This is a genomic window from Paraburkholderia sp. LEh10 (assembly GCF_017814945.1).
Taxonomy (GTDB): domain Bacteria; phylum Pseudomonadota; class Gammaproteobacteria; order Burkholderiales; family Burkholderiaceae; genus Paraburkholderia.
This window is the reverse complement of the sequence record NZ_JAGIPX010000039.1, coordinates 67,326-84,077: the sequence shown is the minus strand read 5'-3', so window position 1 is coordinate 84,077 and position 16,752 is coordinate 67,326. Positions and strand designations below refer to the sequence as shown.

Below are 16,752 nucleotides of genomic sequence, written 5' to 3'. Positions count from 1 at the left end.
GGGCGAACTGATCCAGATCGACGGCAGCGATCACCGCTGGTTCGAGGACAGGGCGCCGGCGTGCACGCTGCTGGTGTTCATCGACGACGCGACCGGACGGCTGATGGCCCTGCACTTCACGGCTTCCGAGTCGACCTTCAGCTACTTCGAGGCGCTGGCGAAGTATCTGGGTTCGCACGGCAAGCCGGTGGCGTTTTACAGCGACAAGGCCAGCGTGTTCTATGTGAAGCAGCGTTCGGAGACGGCGGGCAAAGGGGTCACGCAGTTCGGCCGGGCCCTGTACGAACTGAACATCGACGCATTCTGTGCGAACACGAGCCAGGCCAAGGGACGCGTCGAGCGGGCCAACCTCACGCTGCAGGATCGCCTCGTGAAGGAGCTGCGGCTGCGCGGCATCAGCACCCGCGAGGCGGCCAATGCGTATGCGCCCTCCTTCATCGCCGACTTCAACCGGCGGTTCGGCAAACCTAAGCTCCCACGCCGGACGTGTGCCCCCAATTAAAAATCGGGCAAAATCAGTTAGTTGCTGTCTACCCCCTCTATTCAAGTTTGCCGCAGGCGCAAGCGGGCGCACATTTACGCAGGATCGGCTTATATACCATTCGGATCAAGTCCCTCGGCCAACAAGCAATCTGTCGTCGGCTCAAGTGCTGCCGGCGCGCAGGCCCGCGACCATTTCGCCCAGCCAGTTCGCAACCAGCGCCGTGTAGGCACGCTGGCTCACATCGTCGGAGAGCCCATGATCTGCGCCTTCGGATACACCCGCGCCCAGCAGTTTTACTCACTGGCGATGATGGCGCACCCGGCATGGTCCCCTGCAAACACCACGTAGGTCACAGTCCAGGTTGCCGGGTCAAAGAAAGGATGAATGGTCGGGCGCATGGCTATCTCCACGAATGAAATCATTCTATTCACATACAATCTATTATTAAACATAATATGTTGACATAGATTGAACATCACTTATGAAAAAACCTCGTCTCACCATCGATCTCGCCACCATGCAGGCCGGCGCAGCGGATGCATGCGCCCTGCTCAAGGTGCTCGCCAATCCCGATCGCCTCCTGCTGATGTGCCAGCTTTCGCAAGGCGAGCTGTCCGTCGGCGAACTCGAGGAGCAACTCGGTATTCGTCAGCCCACGCTGTCGCAACAACTGGGCGTATTGCGGGAAAACGACCTGGTCGCTACTCGCAGGGAAGGCAAGAACATCTTCTATTCGGTGGCGAGTCCGCAGGCGCTCGCCGTAATGGCCGTACTTTATGAACAGTTCTGCCCGAAGCAGTAAGGAGGCGTCATGCTGGTGGACCTTGGACATTTCACACCGGGCTTTTCGTTGGCAGGCGGGCTCGTCATCGGTGCGGCGGCTGCCGTGCTGATACTGTTCAACGGACGCGTCGCCGGCATCAGCGGCATCTTCGGGGGCCTGCTGGGCTGGCCACGCGGTGACGTCAACTGGCGTCTCGCGTTTCTGGCGGGGCTCGTGGGCGCACCCGTCATCGCGGGACTGCTGGGCAAGCCTGCACAGGCAGAGATTGAGGCAAGCTGGGGCGCGATCCTTGCAGCGGGGTTTGTGGTCGGTATCGGCACCCGCTATGCCAGCGGCTGTACCAGTGGCCACGGCGTATGTGGTCTCTCCCGAGGGTCCGTGCGCTCGCTCGTCGCTACTGCAACCTTCATGGTCGCGGGATTTCTCACTGTCTTTGTGCAACGTCACCTGATCGGAGGCTGATATGACAGCCCTCAAGAGAGCGTTCCTCGCGCCGCATACGGCATTGCTGGCCGGCCTTCTTTTCGGGGTTGGCCTGATGGTGTCAGGAATGGCCAACCCGGCGAAGGTGCTGGGTTTCCTCGATCTCGCAGGCCGATGGGATCCATCACTCGCCTTCGTGATGGCGGGCGCCGTTGCGGTCGGCTCACTTGCATTTTTCGCAGCCAGACGCCTTGACAGGTCATATCTCGGCTTGCCGATGCAACTTCCCGCCAGCACGACCATTACGGCGCGATTGGTTCTGGGTAGCGCCGTCTTCGGCATTGGCTGGGGGCTGGCCGGTTTCTGCCCGGGTCCCGCGCTCGTAGCGCTGGGCGCGGGCTATCCCAAAGCTGTCGGATTCGTGGCTGCAATGGTCGCCGGCATGGCCGTCTTCGAACTGATCGAGCGCACGAAAGCCGCGACGCAACGCGCGTGAGTGCGGCCCCCGCCGCCCGCTAAGGCTCGCGGTTGAATAAACAGAGATTGCCCGACGGAACACTTGATTGCCAGCAGCGCCGCACTCGGTCTTGTAGTCGGCCTCATCCTCGCGCTCACGGGTGCAGGCGGCGCCATACTCGCAGTGCCTCTGCTGTTGTTTGTGCTGCATCTGAAGATCGCCGAGGCCGCGCCCGGCCCAGCTCGACCACCGGAACCGCGATGGAATGATGGCGGGGCGTGCGCCTTGCGTGAATCCACCACGATGCGGATTTTTTCCACAATCCCCTCCTGGGCTAACGCGCCGCTCCGCACACGGACGATGGCCGGTCGCCGTTGCTCGATTGCGATCGCCTCGACGGTCCGGCGGATTCTCGAGGCGCAAGCCGCCGTGGCCTCTCGACGGAAAACTGATCTGAATCAGACAATACCGCAGGTCGGCGTAGCCTTGGCTGCTGCCGCAAGACGCTTCGCTGGGCGACTGTGTTGAAAGGGCAGTATTTGCCGACCGAAAAGGTTGACACAGGTCAACATGACGAGGGCTTTCCCTTCGTAGGCTGAACCTGCAGGTGAAGGTATGGTGGGATTTTCAGGGTTCTTCCCGGTCTGAAGGTGCCAGGCGAGCTACGACCATGTCTTGCCTTGCAATGGGTTTCGCCGTGGTCCGGCTAGCCGGATACTTGCGCCCAATATTGCGGAGGCTCAGATTGACGCCGGTCTGAGACAGCCGCGCTTTCATGCCGTCGTAGGTCTCGGCGGCTCGCGACATCAACATGGGAGTCCAGCAATGCGTGCCCTCGATGTAATGACCGGAACGGTGATTTCAGTAAAGCCCGAAATGAATGTACGCGAAGCTGCAAAAGTCCTGATGGACCATGGAATCAGCGGCGCACCGGTAATTGATGGAAACGGCGGTGTGGTGGGTATGCTGAGTGAAGGCGACCTGATCCACCGCGCAGAACTCGAAACTGAGGCGCGCAGGCACTCGTGGTGGCTTGATCTATTTTCGTCGAATCGTGATGCCAGGGACTATGTCAAGTCGCACAGCAAGCTTGTCGCGGATGTAATGACGAGAAATGTCATTTCAATCGATGAAGCGACATCTCTTCACGAGGTCGCCAACATCCTCGAGACCAGACATATCAAGCGTGTCCCGGTCATGGACGCAGGGCGAATCGTTGGCATTGTCAGCCGCGCCAATATCGTGCAGGCACTGGCGAGTGCCGTCGACGAGCCCATGGCGGAGACAACGCCAACCGACCGTGAGATACGTGCAATGCTTATGGGAGAAATTGCGGGGCATCCATGGGCTTTCGCAGGCGAGAATATCCTCGTGCGCGACGGCGTGGTTCACCTGTGGGGAATCTACCGGTCAGCTGCGGCAATCCAGGCCATGCGCACTGCCGCGGAGGGCATTCAAGGAGTAAAGCGCGTCGAAGACCACACCGAAGCCTATCCGATGCCAATGGGCATGTGATAGGAAAAGTCCCGGCCAAGGCGCGGCACTTACGCTCGATGCGCAGTTCACGCATACAACCTGGCAGAACACGCCAGTCCGATAGGCCCCGCACATCATTGAGCGGCGAGAACGACACTAAAATCCTTGGCACCGAAGTCGCAACCGGTGTCGGAGCTTTTTGGGCACCATCGATGCTGCGATTGCAGCTATTGGCGTCATAGTGCATGCATCGACGGCTTGTTTGCTCGCGTGTGGTCGGGCCGGCACCTTCCGCGCGTCTCGGAGATCGCTTATATCTGTGCGGAAAGTGTAGAGATATGAGCGGTCGCTGGCACGAGTCAATGCATCGATGCGTCGACTTGACATTTACATACACCCCAGTCGTAGCGTCGATGCCCTTTGACACACATCAGGTACTGTGAATTGGTTCAACGACACGAAGGGTTTCGGATTCGTCACGCCGGACGACGGCAGCGAAGACCTCTTTGCGCAGTTCTCCGAAATTCAGGCTAAAGGTTTAAGGTCGCTCCAGGAAGGCCAGAAAGTCAGCTTTACTCATTGGTCAGTAAGTTAGGGAACAAATTCGACAAGTGCTGATCTATCGTGCCGTGTCACTCGACGGAGCCACGGACGGGCTCGGCGGTCGATGATTTGGACGAGCAAAGCAATGATGGTCGGCATGGCTAAGCTGAGCGATTGGCGACCGCGCTTATCGGCGCGAAGGGCGTTCCATAAATAAGTGAGCCTGTCGGTTCGAATACTCCCGAAGACGACTTGACATCACACGGCAAGTCATTTCAACGGCGGCGTACCATGTCCTGATACGCAAGGAGCACGAGATGAAGCCGATGCAACGCCATGCCGCGGCCGGCAGCTTCTATCACTTGGCCGGCGTGCCGCTAGCGGGCTGTGCCTGCAACGGTCTGGCCTGCTTCGCCGCCAGCGCGGGCAACCTCGGGCATTGGGCCAAGGCGTGTCAGCAGAGCCCACCTGTTTATTGCCTGGGCAAGTGCTATGCGGCACCCAGCGATGCCGACCACGATATCTCGCCGCATATCGCGGTCCACAGCCGCCGCAGTGTGTTGCTGGACAATGTGCGCACGGGCGGTGTGCGCGGGCTGGCCGAATATCAACAATGCGGTGGTGGCGTGGCACGCCTCGCTGCGTTATCCATGCCGCCGCACGATGTGGTGCGGCTGATCGACAATGCGCAATTGCGCGGTCGTGGCGGCGCAGGCTTTCCGGCAGGTCGGAAATGGGAAGCAATGGCAGTACAGCACGCCCATCGTAAATACCTGGTGATCAATGCAGATGAAGGTGATCCTGGTGCATTTTCCGACCGCTTGCTGCTCGAGGGCGATCCATTCCGCCTGATGGAAGCCGCCACCATCGCCGCCCATGCGACGGGTGCGACGCACGGCTATATTTACGTGCGCAAGGAATACCCCGATGCGGCACGTGTGCTTGCCAACGCGTTGCTCGAGGCGCGGGCAGCCGGCTGGCTGGGTGTGCAATTTGACCTGGAATGCGTGATCGGCGAAGGCAGTTATCTGTGCGGCGAAGAGACCTCATTGCTTAACGCGCTGGAAGGCCGTCGGCCGGAAGCAAGAATGCGACCGCCGCAGGTTACTGAACACGGACTGTTCGGACTGCCGACCTTGGTGCAGAACGTGGAAACTCTGTGCACCGTACCCTGGATTGTCACACACGGAGCTGACGCGTTTGCCAGTTTGGGCTTCTCGCAAAGCCGCGGCACCAAACTGCTGTCGCTCAATTCCTTGTTCCGCAGACCGGGATTATACGAAGTGGAGTTCGGCATTCCGCTCGAGCGCGTGGTGGACGAACTGGGCGGCGGGCTGCGGCGCGGCCAGCTCAAGGGGGTCATGGTGGGCGGGCCACTGGCCGGCATCGTGCCGCCCGCGCTGCTCGGTACCCGGCTGGGTTACGAGGAAATGCAGGCGATCGGTTGCGCGGTCGGTCACGGCGGTGTGATTGCCTTCGCCGACGATACACCGCTGGCAGCCATCGTCGAGGAGGTATTCCGCTTCGGTGCGCGCGAATCATGCGGGAAATGCACGCCATGCCACTTGGGCACCCCGAGGCTGGAGGCAATGTTCGCCCCTGTCACGCAAGATGTGCCGAGGCGAGGCAGTGACGACGCGGCTCAATGTGAAGCGCTGCTGGAAGCACTCGCTGCCACGAGCTTGTGTGGGCACGGGCGCGGCCTGGCCGAGTTCGCTCGCGCCTTGCAGACTCACTACGGCGAGGAGTGGTCGGCATGCTTCAGATAACGATCAACGGCATTGCGCACGATGCACAGCCCGGCATGTGCCTGCTGGATGTCCTGGAGCAGGCCGGTGCGGCAGTGCCGCATACCTGTTACGACGAACGTCTGGCCCCGGCGGGTGCTTGCCGGCTGTGCGTGGTGGAAATCGAGGGCCAGCCTCAGCCGGTACCGAGCTGTGCTGCCACCGTCGAGGATGGCATGCAGGTGCGCACGCATACCCCGGCGCTGGAAGCGTTGCGTCGAACCAATCTGGCGCTGATCGCGGCACACTACCCGCCGGAAGCCGTCATCGCCGAACCCAGGCGGTCCTTCCACCAACTGCTTGCTCGCTACGAACTAACGGCAGGCGGAGCGACGCTCGCCCCACTGTTCCGTGACGACAGTCACCCCTATCTCGGCGTGGCAATGGAGCGCTGCATCCATTGCTATCGCTGCGTGCGGATCTGCGAAGATGTGCAGGGTCAGTTCGTTTGGGAGACCTGGCAACGCGGCGAAAAAACCCATGTCGCACCCGGCAAGGGGCCGTCTTTGCTCGCTGGCGGATGCGTGAGCTGCGGCGCGTGCGTCGATACCTGCCCGACCGGCGCGTTGTTCGACAAGCGCAGCCCGTTCGAGCCGACCGACTGGACCCGGACCACCTGCGGTTACTGCGGCGTTGGTTGCCAGATGGACATCGGCAGCAGCGATGGGCGGGTAGTGACGGTGCGACCCGCAGATCATCCGACCAACCGGGGCCATCTGTGCGCGAAAGGTCGGTATGCCTTCGAGTTCAACCATGCGGCGGACCGCATCGTTACACCGATGATCCGCCGCGACGGGGAATGGCAAGCGGCAAGCTGGGCCGATGCGCTCGGTTTCGTCGCCAGCCAGCTGCGCACGATCATCGCGACCGCTGGGCCGGATGCGATTGGCGTGCTGGGTTCAGCCCGCGCCAGTAACGAGGAAAACTATCTGCTGCAGAAGTTTGCCCGCGTGGTGCTAGGCACCAACAACGTCGATTGCTGCGCCCGCGTCTGCCATACCCCCAGCGCCAAGGCGCTCAAGACCATGCTGGGCACCGGAGCCGCGACCAATTGCTTTGACGACATTGAAGTCACCAACGCCTTTCTGCTGTGCGGCGCCAACCCGACCGAGAACCACCCCGTCGTCGGTGCGCGCATCAAGCAAGCTGTCCTGCATGGGGCCAGGCTAGTGGTGGTGGATCCGCGCAGCACCGAACTTGCGCAGCTTGCCGATGTACATCTGGCGGTGCGGCCAGGCTGTAACATCCCGCTATTCAATGCCATGGCCGCGACGGTGATCGAGGAAGGCCTGGTCGATCAGTCCTTTCTGGCTGAACGGGTGACCGGCCTTGAGGACTTTGCCTCCTTCATCACGGGGTACGCACCGGAGCGGGTTGCCGACGCGTGCGGCGTTGCCGCGGCGGACATCCGCACCGCCGCGCGCATCTATGCAGCCGGCCAGCCGGCGATGTGTTTCCATGGCCTGGGCGTGACCGAGCACCTGCAGGGCACAGAGGGCGTGATGACGCTCATCAATCTCGCCTTGCTGACGGGCAATCTCGGCAAATCCGGCGCCGGCATCAACCCTTTGCGCGGCCAGAATAATGTTCAAGGGTCAGCGCAAATGGGGTGTGACCCGGTAACGCTGACCGGCTCTCAACTGATCAAGGAGGCCGGGGCGCGCTTCGAAGCCGCCTGGGACTGCCGACTACCCGCCACGCATGGCCTGGATTTGCTGCAGATGATGGATGCTGCGCGTGACGGCAAGCTCAAGGCGTTGTGGGCGTGCGGTTACGACGTCTACCTGTCGCTTGCCAACGAAACCGCCACCCGTGATGCGCTGGCGAGACTCGATCTGGTGATCGTGCAAGACCTGTTTCTCAACGAGACCGCCCGCGAGTTCGGCACCGTATTCCTGCCGGCGGCGTCGTGCTTCGAAAAAGACGGCACCTTCATGAACGCGGACCGGCGGGTGCAGCGCATCCGCGGTGTGGTGTCGCCGCCAGGCGCTGCCAGGGCGGACTGGTGGATCGTTCTGGCGCTCGCCGCAAGGCTCGGCCATGCAGAGGGTTTCAGCTTCGACAGCCCGGCCGCCATCTGGGACGAAGTGCGCACGGTGTGGCCGGAGGCGGCCGGTCTGACCTACGACCGGCTGGAACGAGAAAGCCTTCACTGGCCCTGCCCGAGCGAGCAGCACCCGGGCACACCCATCCTACACCGGACGCGCTTTCCGATCGGCAAGACCGCAGCATTGGCACCGATCGACTTCATACCCACATCCGAAACCACCGACGATACCTATCCCTTGCTTCTGACCACTGGCCGCACGCTCTATCACTTCAACGCTGGCACGATGAGCTGCCGCACGCCTAATGTGCAACTGTGGCCGACCGACACGCTCGACATGTCCCCGGCGGATGCAGCGCAACTGGGGATGGTGGACGGCGATTCCGTACACGTGTACAGCCGCCACGGCGCGACGACGCTGCCGCTACGCGTGACCGGGCATGTCCAGCCGGGGCAGTTGTTCACCACCTTCCACCGGGCTGAACTGTTCGTGAACCGCCTTACTTCCCCCGTGCGCGACCGGCAGGTACACGCACCCGAATACAAGGTAACCGCGGTGCGGGTGGAGCGCGCGATTGAAGGTCGTTAACAACGAATGCGACGCGTGCTGGAACACTGAGATCCACCAATAGAAGTCGACCCCGTGTGCGAGTGTCCGTTATCGAGAAAGCTGGACGTCTCTTGTGGGGTCGGCCGCGGACAGTCGTAGCAGCAGCGGAACGTCACCGTCATTACCCATTCGAGCCACAGCCCGGGATCAAAAAGTGGCACCTTGTAAGAGCATCGATTGCCGACCCATCGTACCCCGGCCACGTACCGGCCTACGCGTTATCGTCAATCCACCCACGCAGCCAGTCAGCAGCCCACTGGATAGCGCCCTCAGGTGTGTCCGACACGCCGAGATTCTTGAACGTGTAGCTGAAGTATCCGTCGTCCGAGTCCGTGCTCGACCGCGAGATTGTGGCCTTGGCTGTGTACATTCCCCCGGCGGCAACCGGTTCGATATCCAGCTTCCAATCACGGTAGTCCTGGACCGCGTTCATGGTTATGCCCTCCAGTATCCGGTCACAAAATTGTACTGCTCATCCGTGTCAGATCGCCCCGCAGAGACCAGCCACTGCTTGATCATTCGGCAGCGCGCCGCGACCCCGACAACCAGGATATGTACGAGGGTGATATCAGGAGCCGGACTTGACTCGCCTCCGAGCGCGGTAAACTGACTTGATCGGAATTGTGGATGAGGAAGATGGGCGCGAAACTTCTGACTGGCCGATGGGGGTCTCCATGGGCAAGCGATCCATTTTTGAAGATCCGCATCGCCATTGAGATCGATACGCAATCCGTCGTGATACTGCACCACTTCGCCGATCGCGCATGGCGTCGGTTCAGGCCAGACGAGCACGCATACGTGCGCGATCTCATCAACGACGAGATCGACGCGGTCGTTGAGTGTCCGTAGGATTACGGGTTGAACGCGACCGATGCCATACCGGCTGCATGGTCCAATAATGAAGCGAACCCCGTACCGGAACACAAGACCATTGTATATGGCTAAAGTCACACGAGGCGATCTTTTAAAGATAGCTTTACTTGACTTTGCCCCCTGCTCCGTAGGCTTGGGTGTGCGGGTTCGTCCGGATCGGCACAACTCTTCGCGCTGAGCTTCGCACGCCCTATCAAACACCATTTCTCGACCTGACCTATCCAGACGAGTCAGGGCGTCCGTGTGCGCTGTTGTTTCGGATTGCACTCACTGCATCTGTTGAACGACTGGCGGTTATTTATCTCCGTCACGTGAATCGGGACGATCAAAGTCCGTTGACCCCTCAATCGTGCGAGATCAGGTGCTCAACCGAATTCTCGATCTCTATCTTTGCGTCGTCGCCCAAAATCCGTTGACCGCTATCTGGCCAGTTCTCACATCTGCCGTCGTGCCGTCTCCCTCTCGGCAAGTTGACAATGCCTCAGGGGCGGCTCAGCCGGCAGAAGCCAACAGCCGCCATTCTCATGCGCCATGCGCCTGGTCACGCCTTCCTGACGAATTCCGATTTCAGGCTCATGGCACCAAAGCCATCGACCTTGCAATCGATATCGTGGTCACTGTCCACCAGCCGGATATTTTTTACCTTGGTGCCCATCTTGACCACGCCAGCCGAACCCTTCAGTTTCAAGTCCTTGATGACAGTGACGGTATCCCCATCCTGCAAGACATTCCCGGCGGAATCGCGATAAACCCTCTCAACCGTTTCGATCGGCACGGTTGCGTGCGCCGACCATTCATGGGCACACTCCGGGCAGATGTAGACGCCTCCGTCTTCATACGTGAACTCGGAATTGCATTTTGGACAACGGGGCAATGCGCTCATGTGTAATCCTTGGTGCCAGACGAAGCAATGAAAGGTTGAAAGTATAACGCTGGCTGGCGGCTTGTTCATCCCGTAGCGCTTGCGACGGCAATGTTGAGCGTGCGCTTTGGGGATGGCTGAAGGCGTTGACGATGACATCTTAAGTACGCACCAGTTCGGGAGAATGAGTGTAAGTAAGCAACCCTGATTTGATCATCGCATCCTCTCGTATTATCGGCACTGGCGCGACCACCAAGCAACTCGTCGTGCGGCAGTTGAAGTGCCTGGTGAGCGACCTGCTCGACCTGTTCGGGATTCGTCACGGCAAGCAACGAAATACGGCTCATTGCTCGACACGTTCTTCACCGCCTTGGCGCTCCTATGCGGCTCGCGCGCAGCGTTTTCCTTTCGCCATCGCCCGGCGTCCCGGCCCACACCCGGCAGGGTTAGACCTGTCAGTGCATACGCGCCAAGTGACGAAGAAGTGAATCGCCCTCCTGTGTAATGCGTGGCCGTACAGCCCCGCCGGCAAGCTGCTCCATGGCAACGAGCTGCCGTTCAAGCAAAGTATCGAGTTCCTCGCGCTCGGCAATGTGGTCGGCCGAGTCCCTTACCAGCATCAACGTCGCAAATTCATGGGCGCTGAGCATGCTTGCCTCCTGATAGCTCGAGTAGGTGCTGTATGCATTGCGTCGGCCAACGCGCCCGCTTGTGACGGCGCGTTGCCGGTGGCGCATTCGCTGCAAATGGCGTGGGAAGTCGAGGGTAGAGGGAGCGTCGGGGGCGCGACAATCCGGGGCGTCCTGCATATTGGACAGTACCGCACTCCGACAGATGCGGCAGCGATCAGAGTACCTAACCCCTCCAAGGCCGATTTCAGTCTTCCCACGCCTGAATCCGGTTGATGATAGACAGGTTTGTGGCGCAGGCATTGCCCTGGCGCAATCACCCTGCCTGTTTCAAATTGATGTCCGGTTTATCGAACAGCAGGGCGCCAGGTCGGTGGTCGCCGTCGATCGCATCATCGGGTGTCCGCACGAGGAAGCATCGACTATCCGGAAGGCGAAACCTGTCCGCTGTGTCCGTTCTGGCGTAACCGCGACCGTTGGAGCGGCGAGATCATCGGCTGAAGCCGGTCTGGCTGATATCGCCGCTGATCAGGAGCAGGCAGGGCATCGAGAGAGATGGCTGCACCAATTCATCTACCTCAGGGAACCACCATTCAACGGGATCGGCGTTTGCATCTTCGTCAGCGATGATGCCCACCGACACCTTTGTCGCTCGCGTATCGTCGGGTCCATAGAAGGCAACCGTTGCGACCGGGTAGCCGCAAAAACCCTTCCGACTTTCCTTCAGGAGCTTGTCCCGGTACCGCTGCGCTTTCAATGTCATGTCGCCTCCGCGCTTCCGGCTGCCTGCACCATGCGGCGGCGACGCCGGCAACGATCGCAGCCGCGCGATCGTCACGCTCACGGTGCTGCACTATCCGCGTTGCCGTGTCGGTGTCGAACAGGCCAGCATGCAGCCCGCTCAGGTTGTCGAGCAGGTTGATGCGTACGTGCTGGTCGCCTTCGTGCCTTTCAAACCCGGGAATGTCCATTCCGCGAGATTCTGGCACGCTATAAGAGTACGGCAACCGTCGACGAAGACGGAGGCAGGCGTGGCACACTCCACCCGGCTTGAGCTGTTCTGTCGGCTATTCCTTGGCCTGTTTGTGGGCTTTTTTTTTGCCTTACCGCCGCTCTTTTCGTACGTTACATGTCGGCGAACCAGCTGCCGCAAGTAACCGTCGTGCAGTCGAACAGCGCATCACGAGCCTTGTCGGGGGAGCGCCCCGGCAGTCCCATTCCCATCCGCTTTCCCATACCGACCGGCAACGCCTTCGCCAGCTACTGCGGAAAAGACACTCATTGCGGCTGCCGTGACCAACTTTCTGAGCTGGCGGAAAGACAGGGCGAACGCTGTCAAGGAGAAGCGGGACCCGTCCCGCTAGTCCCGAACCAGGCGGTTGCGACTCGACCCGCCTGCTGTCAGCTGTGCGACCTGGTACGTATGACCTTGCGCACATCTAATACGCTACTGCGGCTGCCGACACGCTCGCCATGTCCCGGCGGACGCCGTGCAACCGGGAATGGCCAATGGCGATTCGGCATACGTGTACAGCCACCATGGCACCACAACGGTCCGGTGCGCGTGACCGGGCATGTACGGCCGGGACCGTTGTTCACCACCGTCACTGGCTGCGGCATACCAACACGGGAATCCGGGTGCGGATAAGGACCTTTTGCGTCTCGCTGCCAATCAGAAGTCCTTCCACGCCGCGCCGGCCGTGCGATGCCATGACAATCAGATCACAGTGCCGTTCCTGCGCGGTGCGGATGATCGCGTCGTAAGGATGATCGCTCGCCACCCAGGTCGTATCGCATGGAACCGCTGCGTCCGTGGCAGCACGCTCGATAAAGGCTAGGTATCGTTCAGCATGGTTCTTCGCGTGCTGGGCGTATTCGGCCCGGGTGTCGGCCAGCATCTCCGTGTCATATGTCAAGAGGTGGAATTCCGGGATCGCATGAATCCCCGTAATCTTCGCGTCGAACTGTTTTGCGAGGCCTACGGCCATGCGGATGGCTTTCTCGGACAGTGCCGACCCATCGGTCGGCACCAGCAGATGTTTGAACATGTTCTCCCTCCCGGCGCGAAGCAGATGTCCAAGATTCCGCGCAATGCCTTCAGTGCCACGCCTGCGTTGTGCTCACAATCCAGCGCGATCGGCATCCAACCGATTCGGGAACTTCGACCGTCCCCACACCGAAAGACCTGTTGCGAATTCGGGATTCCTCTTGAATTTTTAACAGAAAAACATATAAGCGTTCGCTTTCGGATCTGGTCCTGTACTCATGCCTGTTCTGGAAAGCACCCCCAAATCAGTTGCCTCGCGGCGTGCCTCTTACGACTGCATATCCGTCGGCAGCGCATTTCCAGTGACTCACTCTCTGCAACCTCTCGAACTTGTGGATCGCGTCGATTACCGCCTCTTCCTGCACAGCAGGTGAGATCGAGACGCGCATCAGTTCGCATTGGTGCGGAAAACCGCAATGATCCAGAATTTCCTTATAAAAGACCACTGCTAACGCATTGGAGTCTGTAGCGTCGTTTTCTGTGCGACGACCGGCAACGGACTCGCCAGGCGTCGCGCGAGCGAGGCAATGTCCGCTCGCTGTGTCACGCGACGCGGGTCCGCGATACAAATTCTTCATCTGGCTGACTGGCATGGCAAATCTCCTGATTCGACGATTATCCACTCATCCTGCGTCGCGGACTCACACCAAACATGCCTGTAGAATTCTCGCCTCCTGAAGGGAGATGGGGAAGGCGCGTACATGCTTATCACTTTATGCGCCGGGCTCGCAGTTTCGTTGACCAGCATCAACATATGTGCGGCTCGAGCGGCTCACCCCACCTCCCATCCTTGATCCGATGACCGGTAACTCAGCCACTGCCGGATGCGCCGAGATCAGACGCTCGACCGCCAGCGACGACACCCTCTTACCGCCCGATTTGATCACGTCCTTGGTGCGATTGGTGATCTGCAGATAGGATCCTGATCAATGCACGCGACGTCCTGTGTGAGTAACCGCCCTCCCACAGGCGCGCGCAGATGCGTCCAGAGTGTTCAGATAACCTCGCGTGGGCCAGGGAGCGCACGACGACCTCGCCGCTCGCACTGCCGTTGCATGGCACGTCCCGCCTGTTCCCGTCGACGATGCGCACCCAACGGGCGGCACTGCCCTCGCCCCCACGACCTCAAGCCTTTCGTCTCACATCCCAGAGTCCGCCGGATAAGGTTCGGTGTGGTCCTCGACACGCTTCACCCCGTGAACGCGCTCCGCGGCGATGCGCATGGCCTGCATTGCCGCAGCCGATCGGTAGACTCCCCACAGGTGAACCACGCCGTCACGCACAAAAATATTCTGGCCGGCAAAACCCCAAGGATGGTCCGCAATTTCTCCCATGAGCATAGCCCGTATCTCGCGGTCGGTCGGGATCACCTGCGGTGCGGGCTCCGCGCCGGCACTCGCTAAGGCCTGCACGAGATTGGCGCGGCTGACAAGGCCAACGACCTGATGGGCCCTCATGACCGGCACGCGCTTGATGCGTCTCTTTTCGAGGATGTTCGCGACCTCGCGGAGAGATGTCGCTTCATCAACCGAAATGACGTCCGTTGTCATCACCTCCGCAACCCGATTTCCGTGCGACTTGATGTAATCCTTTGCATCGCGAGCCGACGAAAACAGTTCGAGCCACCACGAGCGGTGCCGTTTCTGGGTTCCGATTTCCCCACGGCAAATCAGGTCGCCTTCACTGAGCATTCCCACGAGACTGCCTTTTTCGTCAATTACAGGTACACCGCTGATGCGATGGTCCACCAGGACCTTTGCAGCTTCGGCTACCGTCATTTCTGGTTTTACAGAAATGACCGGGGTGGTCATTACATCGAGAGCGCGCATTGCTGGCCTCCTACACTGGCGTCGGCGCCGCTAGGACTTACGTTGAAACTTGAGAACGCGCAGTTGGTTCAATCCGATGTCGTCAGGGCGACGTCCGGCGCGAGGTCACGGTTTGTGAGACCCCGCCGAAACCGGTTGCTCGGTCCGACATTTCCGGCGGCACGCGGCACCTCGCTTTGCCGTTTGCGCAGCGCCGCGCCAACAACCTGCTGGTTCAGCCTACGGACGGGCAGCACCCGTCATGTTGACTTGGGTCAACGGTTTGCCCTTGTGCCCCCTCCTCGCGGTCGCTGCGGCGCGTCGTGTTGCGGTCGCGTTTGCAGTCGGACCGGTTGCCACATCCGCGAGCGCTTTGACCTGCGTCAGCCCGTCCCGGATTTGAACCGGTAGCATTTTAATAACGCTGGCTCGGTTGGGCGCAGTCGACCGCTGCGTGCACAAGGCTTGCGCCTCCGCTTTCGTCCCAAGCATCTATTGGATTGACCCGTTTCCCTGGAGGGCGCCATGGCTGATCCACTCGCCACATGGCATGCCGAGCACGTCAACTTCGCGCGACTGCTCGATATTCTGGAAGAACAGATAGCTGTTTTTCACCGCGGCGAGAGCCCGAACTACGCTCTCATGAGCGACATCCTCTACTACATGCGGAACTTCTCCGATCGTGTACATCATCCGCGGGAAGATGTTGCGTATGCGCGGCTCGCCGAACGAGATCCTGACGCGCGTTCAGTCGTGAACCGGCTCCTGCAGGAGCATCGCGTGCTTGCCACGGCCGGCGAAGAGCTCCTGACCCGCATCAACGAAGCGGCGGAGGATGTCGTGATCCAGCGCGCGGTGCTGGAGGCTGCCACGGCCACGTACCTCGTGTACTATCGACACCACATGTCCACTGAAGAGCGCGACGTGATGCCTCGCGCCGCGCAGGTGCTATCAGATCAAGACTGGGCGGCAGTCGATGCCACCGTTCCGGCTAGCCCCGATCCGCTTTTCGGAGACAAGGTACTCGAGCGCTTCGAGATGCTACGCACGCAAATTGGTCTTGATGCGCAGGTGTCCAGAGACCGGGGAGCGCCACCACACACTCACACTCCTTGAGCCTATCAGGCGCTGTCGAGTGGTTGGCACTGGGAGAAGGATGGCGCGAGAATCGCCTGGTTGCGGCCTTTCGGCACGCGACCAGCCCGATTGTTACACGCTCAACAGGATCGGCGACTCGCTCAACATCACGCCATTTTTCGCACCAAAAGGACGATTACCCCAAGGGGTTAGAGTTTCGATGCAATCCGAACTTGCCGGGCAACGGAAATGCCCACAAAAGCGGCATACCTGCCGACACTGCGTGGTCAATCGAGACTGGGCGGCAGCGCTCCGAGCTGATGGAAGACACTTAGCCAGTCCTCGAGATGCCAGGTGTTCGCTATCCGTTCGTCGCGGAACTCGTGAAAGGAGTGAATCGCAAACTCGATTGGCTTGGATGTCGCTGCGATGCCCATCAGGGACCCAGACTGCGTTCCCCTGACTTTTGCCCGCACGCCAACCATGTTCCCGTGAATCAATACATCCAGGATCTGGATGTCCATGTCCGGCAGCGCAGACGCCCCGACGAAATGAGGAGTTGAAGCGGCAAGCTCGACGCGCTCACCGGGGCGCTCAACGCACGCGGCAAATGGATCTAGTGCAAATGAGGAGTTCAACTCCGCTCTAGTGATGGGCTAACCGATAACAGCGCCGCGAATGAGCAATCGCATGAGCCTGGACGAGGTTGTTTGCAACGTTGTCAAGATGATGTCTGAGCGCGGCCTGTCGCGGGCCCACACGACGATCCTTGGTTGGGTGAGACGCTATGCAGCAGCGGTGTTTTGGGCGCGCCGGGGAACCACCTGAGACGTGGTCCGCGAGAT

General features: G+C 60.3%; 17 protein-coding genes and 5 pseudogenes. 12 read left to right on the top strand and 10 right to left on the bottom strand.

The window, feature by feature from the left end; all coding sequences use genetic code 11:
* Nucleotides 1-466: pseudogene (locus J8I87_RS27990) on the top strand (ISNCY family transposase); the annotation flags it as partial.
* Between the two features lie 177 nt (nt 467-643).
* On the opposite strand, the pseudogene J8I87_RS45020 reads toward J8I87_RS27990, so the two are convergent.
* A pseudogene (locus J8I87_RS45020) lies at nt 644-760 on the bottom strand (alpha/beta hydrolase); the annotation flags it as partial.
* A gap of 29 nt (nt 761-789) precedes the next feature.
* Nucleotides 790-882: pseudogene (locus J8I87_RS45015) on the bottom strand (MBL fold metallo-hydrolase); the annotation flags it as partial.
* A gap of 83 nt (nt 883-965) precedes the next feature.
* On the opposite strand from J8I87_RS45015, the gene J8I87_RS27985 reads away from it, so the two are divergent.
* From J8I87_RS27985 to fdhF, 8 genes and pseudogenes are all read left to right on the top strand, one after another.
* Nucleotides 966-1,286 (top strand): ArsR/SmtB family transcription factor, encoded by a 321-nt coding sequence (locus tag J8I87_RS27985; protein WP_209935329.1) that lies wholly within the window; start codon nt 966-968, stop codon nt 1,284-1,286.
* A gap of 9 nt (nt 1,287-1,295) precedes the next feature.
* Nucleotides 1,296-1,730, top strand: a complete 435-nt coding sequence (locus J8I87_RS27980) for a YeeE/YedE family protein (protein ID WP_209935328.1) — start codon at nt 1,296-1,298, stop codon at nt 1,728-1,730.
* A 1-nt stretch (nt 1,731) separates the two neighbouring features.
* On the top strand, nt 1,732-2,187 hold the full coding sequence (locus tag J8I87_RS27975) for a YeeE/YedE family protein (RefSeq protein WP_209935326.1): 456 nt from the start codon (nt 1,732-1,734) through the stop codon (nt 2,185-2,187).
* Between the two features lie 63 nt (nt 2,188-2,250).
* Nucleotides 2,251-2,382: pseudogene (locus J8I87_RS46070) on the top strand (sulfite exporter TauE/SafE family protein); the annotation flags it as partial.
* A 591-nt stretch (nt 2,383-2,973) separates the two neighbouring features.
* The gene (locus tag J8I87_RS27970) at nt 2,974-3,663 is read left to right on the top strand and encodes a CBS domain-containing protein (RefSeq protein WP_209935325.1); all 690 of its coding nucleotides are present in this window, start codon (nt 2,974-2,976) and stop codon (nt 3,661-3,663) included.
* A 400-nt stretch (nt 3,664-4,063) separates the two neighbouring features.
* A pseudogene (locus tag J8I87_RS27965) lies at nt 4,064-4,198 on the top strand (cold-shock protein); the annotation flags it as partial.
* Between the two features lie 286 nt (nt 4,199-4,484).
* The gene (locus J8I87_RS27960; protein WP_209935323.1) at nt 4,485-5,936 is read left to right on the top strand and encodes an NADH-quinone oxidoreductase subunit F; all 1,452 of its coding nucleotides are present in this window, start codon (nt 4,485-4,487) and stop codon (nt 5,934-5,936) included.
* Nucleotides 5,924-8,590 (top strand): formate dehydrogenase subunit alpha, encoded by a 2,667-nt coding sequence (fdhF, locus tag J8I87_RS27955; protein ID WP_209935321.1) that lies wholly within the window; start codon nt 5,924-5,926, stop codon nt 8,588-8,590. Before J8I87_RS27960 ends, fdhF begins: the two co-directional genes overlap by 13 nt.
* Nucleotides 8,591-8,822: 232 nt before the next feature.
* On the opposite strand, the gene J8I87_RS27950 is transcribed toward fdhF, so the two are convergent.
* Nucleotides 8,823-9,044, bottom strand: coding sequence for a hypothetical protein (locus tag J8I87_RS27950; RefSeq protein WP_209935320.1), 222 nt, complete (start codon nt 9,042-9,044; stop codon nt 8,823-8,825).
* 203 nt (nt 9,045-9,247) lie between these two features.
* On the opposite strand from J8I87_RS27950, the gene J8I87_RS27945 reads away from it, so the two are divergent.
* Nucleotides 9,248-9,460, top strand: coding sequence for a hypothetical protein (locus tag J8I87_RS27945; protein WP_209935319.1), 213 nt, complete (start codon nt 9,248-9,250; stop codon nt 9,458-9,460).
* Nucleotides 9,461-10,025: 565 nt separating this feature from the next.
* On the opposite strand, the gene J8I87_RS27940 is transcribed toward J8I87_RS27945, so the two are convergent.
* Nucleotides 10,026-10,367, bottom strand: coding sequence for a zinc ribbon domain-containing protein YjdM (locus J8I87_RS27940; RefSeq protein WP_209935318.1), 342 nt, complete (start codon nt 10,365-10,367; stop codon nt 10,026-10,028).
* A gap of 188 nt (nt 10,368-10,555) precedes the next feature.
* Between J8I87_RS27940 and J8I87_RS27935 the strand changes: the two genes are divergently transcribed.
* On the top strand, nt 10,556-10,834 hold the full coding sequence (locus tag J8I87_RS27935) for a hypothetical protein (RefSeq protein WP_209935317.1): 279 nt from the start codon (nt 10,556-10,558) through the stop codon (nt 10,832-10,834).
* Here J8I87_RS27935 and J8I87_RS27930 read toward each other — a convergent pair.
* The 5 genes from J8I87_RS27930 to J8I87_RS27910 all read right to left on the bottom strand — a co-directional run bounded on the left by J8I87_RS27930 (nt 10,802) and on the right by J8I87_RS27910 (nt 14,851).
* Nucleotides 10,802-10,996, bottom strand: coding sequence for a hypothetical protein (locus J8I87_RS27930; protein WP_209935315.1), 195 nt, complete (start codon nt 10,994-10,996; stop codon nt 10,802-10,804). The two genes, J8I87_RS27935 and J8I87_RS27930, sit on opposite strands and share 33 nt — an antisense overlap.
* Nucleotides 10,997-11,465: 469 nt before the next feature.
* Nucleotides 11,466-11,738 carry a hypothetical protein gene (locus J8I87_RS27925; protein WP_245254200.1) on the bottom strand — a complete coding sequence of 91 codons (273 nt, stop codon included), beginning with the start codon at nt 11,736-11,738 and terminating at the stop codon, nt 11,466-11,468.
* Nucleotides 11,739-12,579: 841 nt separating this feature from the next.
* Nucleotides 12,580-13,023: a universal stress protein gene (locus J8I87_RS27920; protein WP_209935314.1), complete on the bottom strand. Its 444-nt coding sequence runs from the start codon at nt 13,021-13,023 to the stop codon at nt 12,580-12,582.
* 244 nt (nt 13,024-13,267) lie between these two features.
* Nucleotides 13,268-13,615: a hypothetical protein gene (locus tag J8I87_RS27915; protein WP_209935313.1), complete on the bottom strand. Its 348-nt coding sequence runs from the start codon at nt 13,613-13,615 to the stop codon at nt 13,268-13,270.
* A 546-nt stretch (nt 13,616-14,161) separates the two neighbouring features.
* A complete protein-coding gene (locus J8I87_RS27910; RefSeq protein ID WP_209935311.1) occupies nt 14,162-14,851 on the bottom strand; it encodes a CBS domain-containing protein in 690 nt (229 codons plus the stop codon).
* A 504-nt stretch (nt 14,852-15,355) separates the two neighbouring features.
* On the opposite strand from J8I87_RS27910, the gene J8I87_RS27905 reads away from it, so the two are divergent.
* On the top strand, nt 15,356-15,946 hold the full coding sequence (locus J8I87_RS27905) for a hemerythrin domain-containing protein (protein WP_209935310.1): 591 nt from the start codon (nt 15,356-15,358) through the stop codon (nt 15,944-15,946).
* Between the two features lie 248 nt (nt 15,947-16,194).
* On the opposite strand, the gene J8I87_RS27900 is transcribed toward J8I87_RS27905, so the two are convergent.
* Nucleotides 16,195-16,545, bottom strand: coding sequence for an ester cyclase (locus tag J8I87_RS27900; RefSeq protein ID WP_245254199.1), 351 nt, complete (start codon nt 16,543-16,545; stop codon nt 16,195-16,197).
* Between the last annotated feature and the right edge of the window lie 207 nt (nt 16,546-16,752).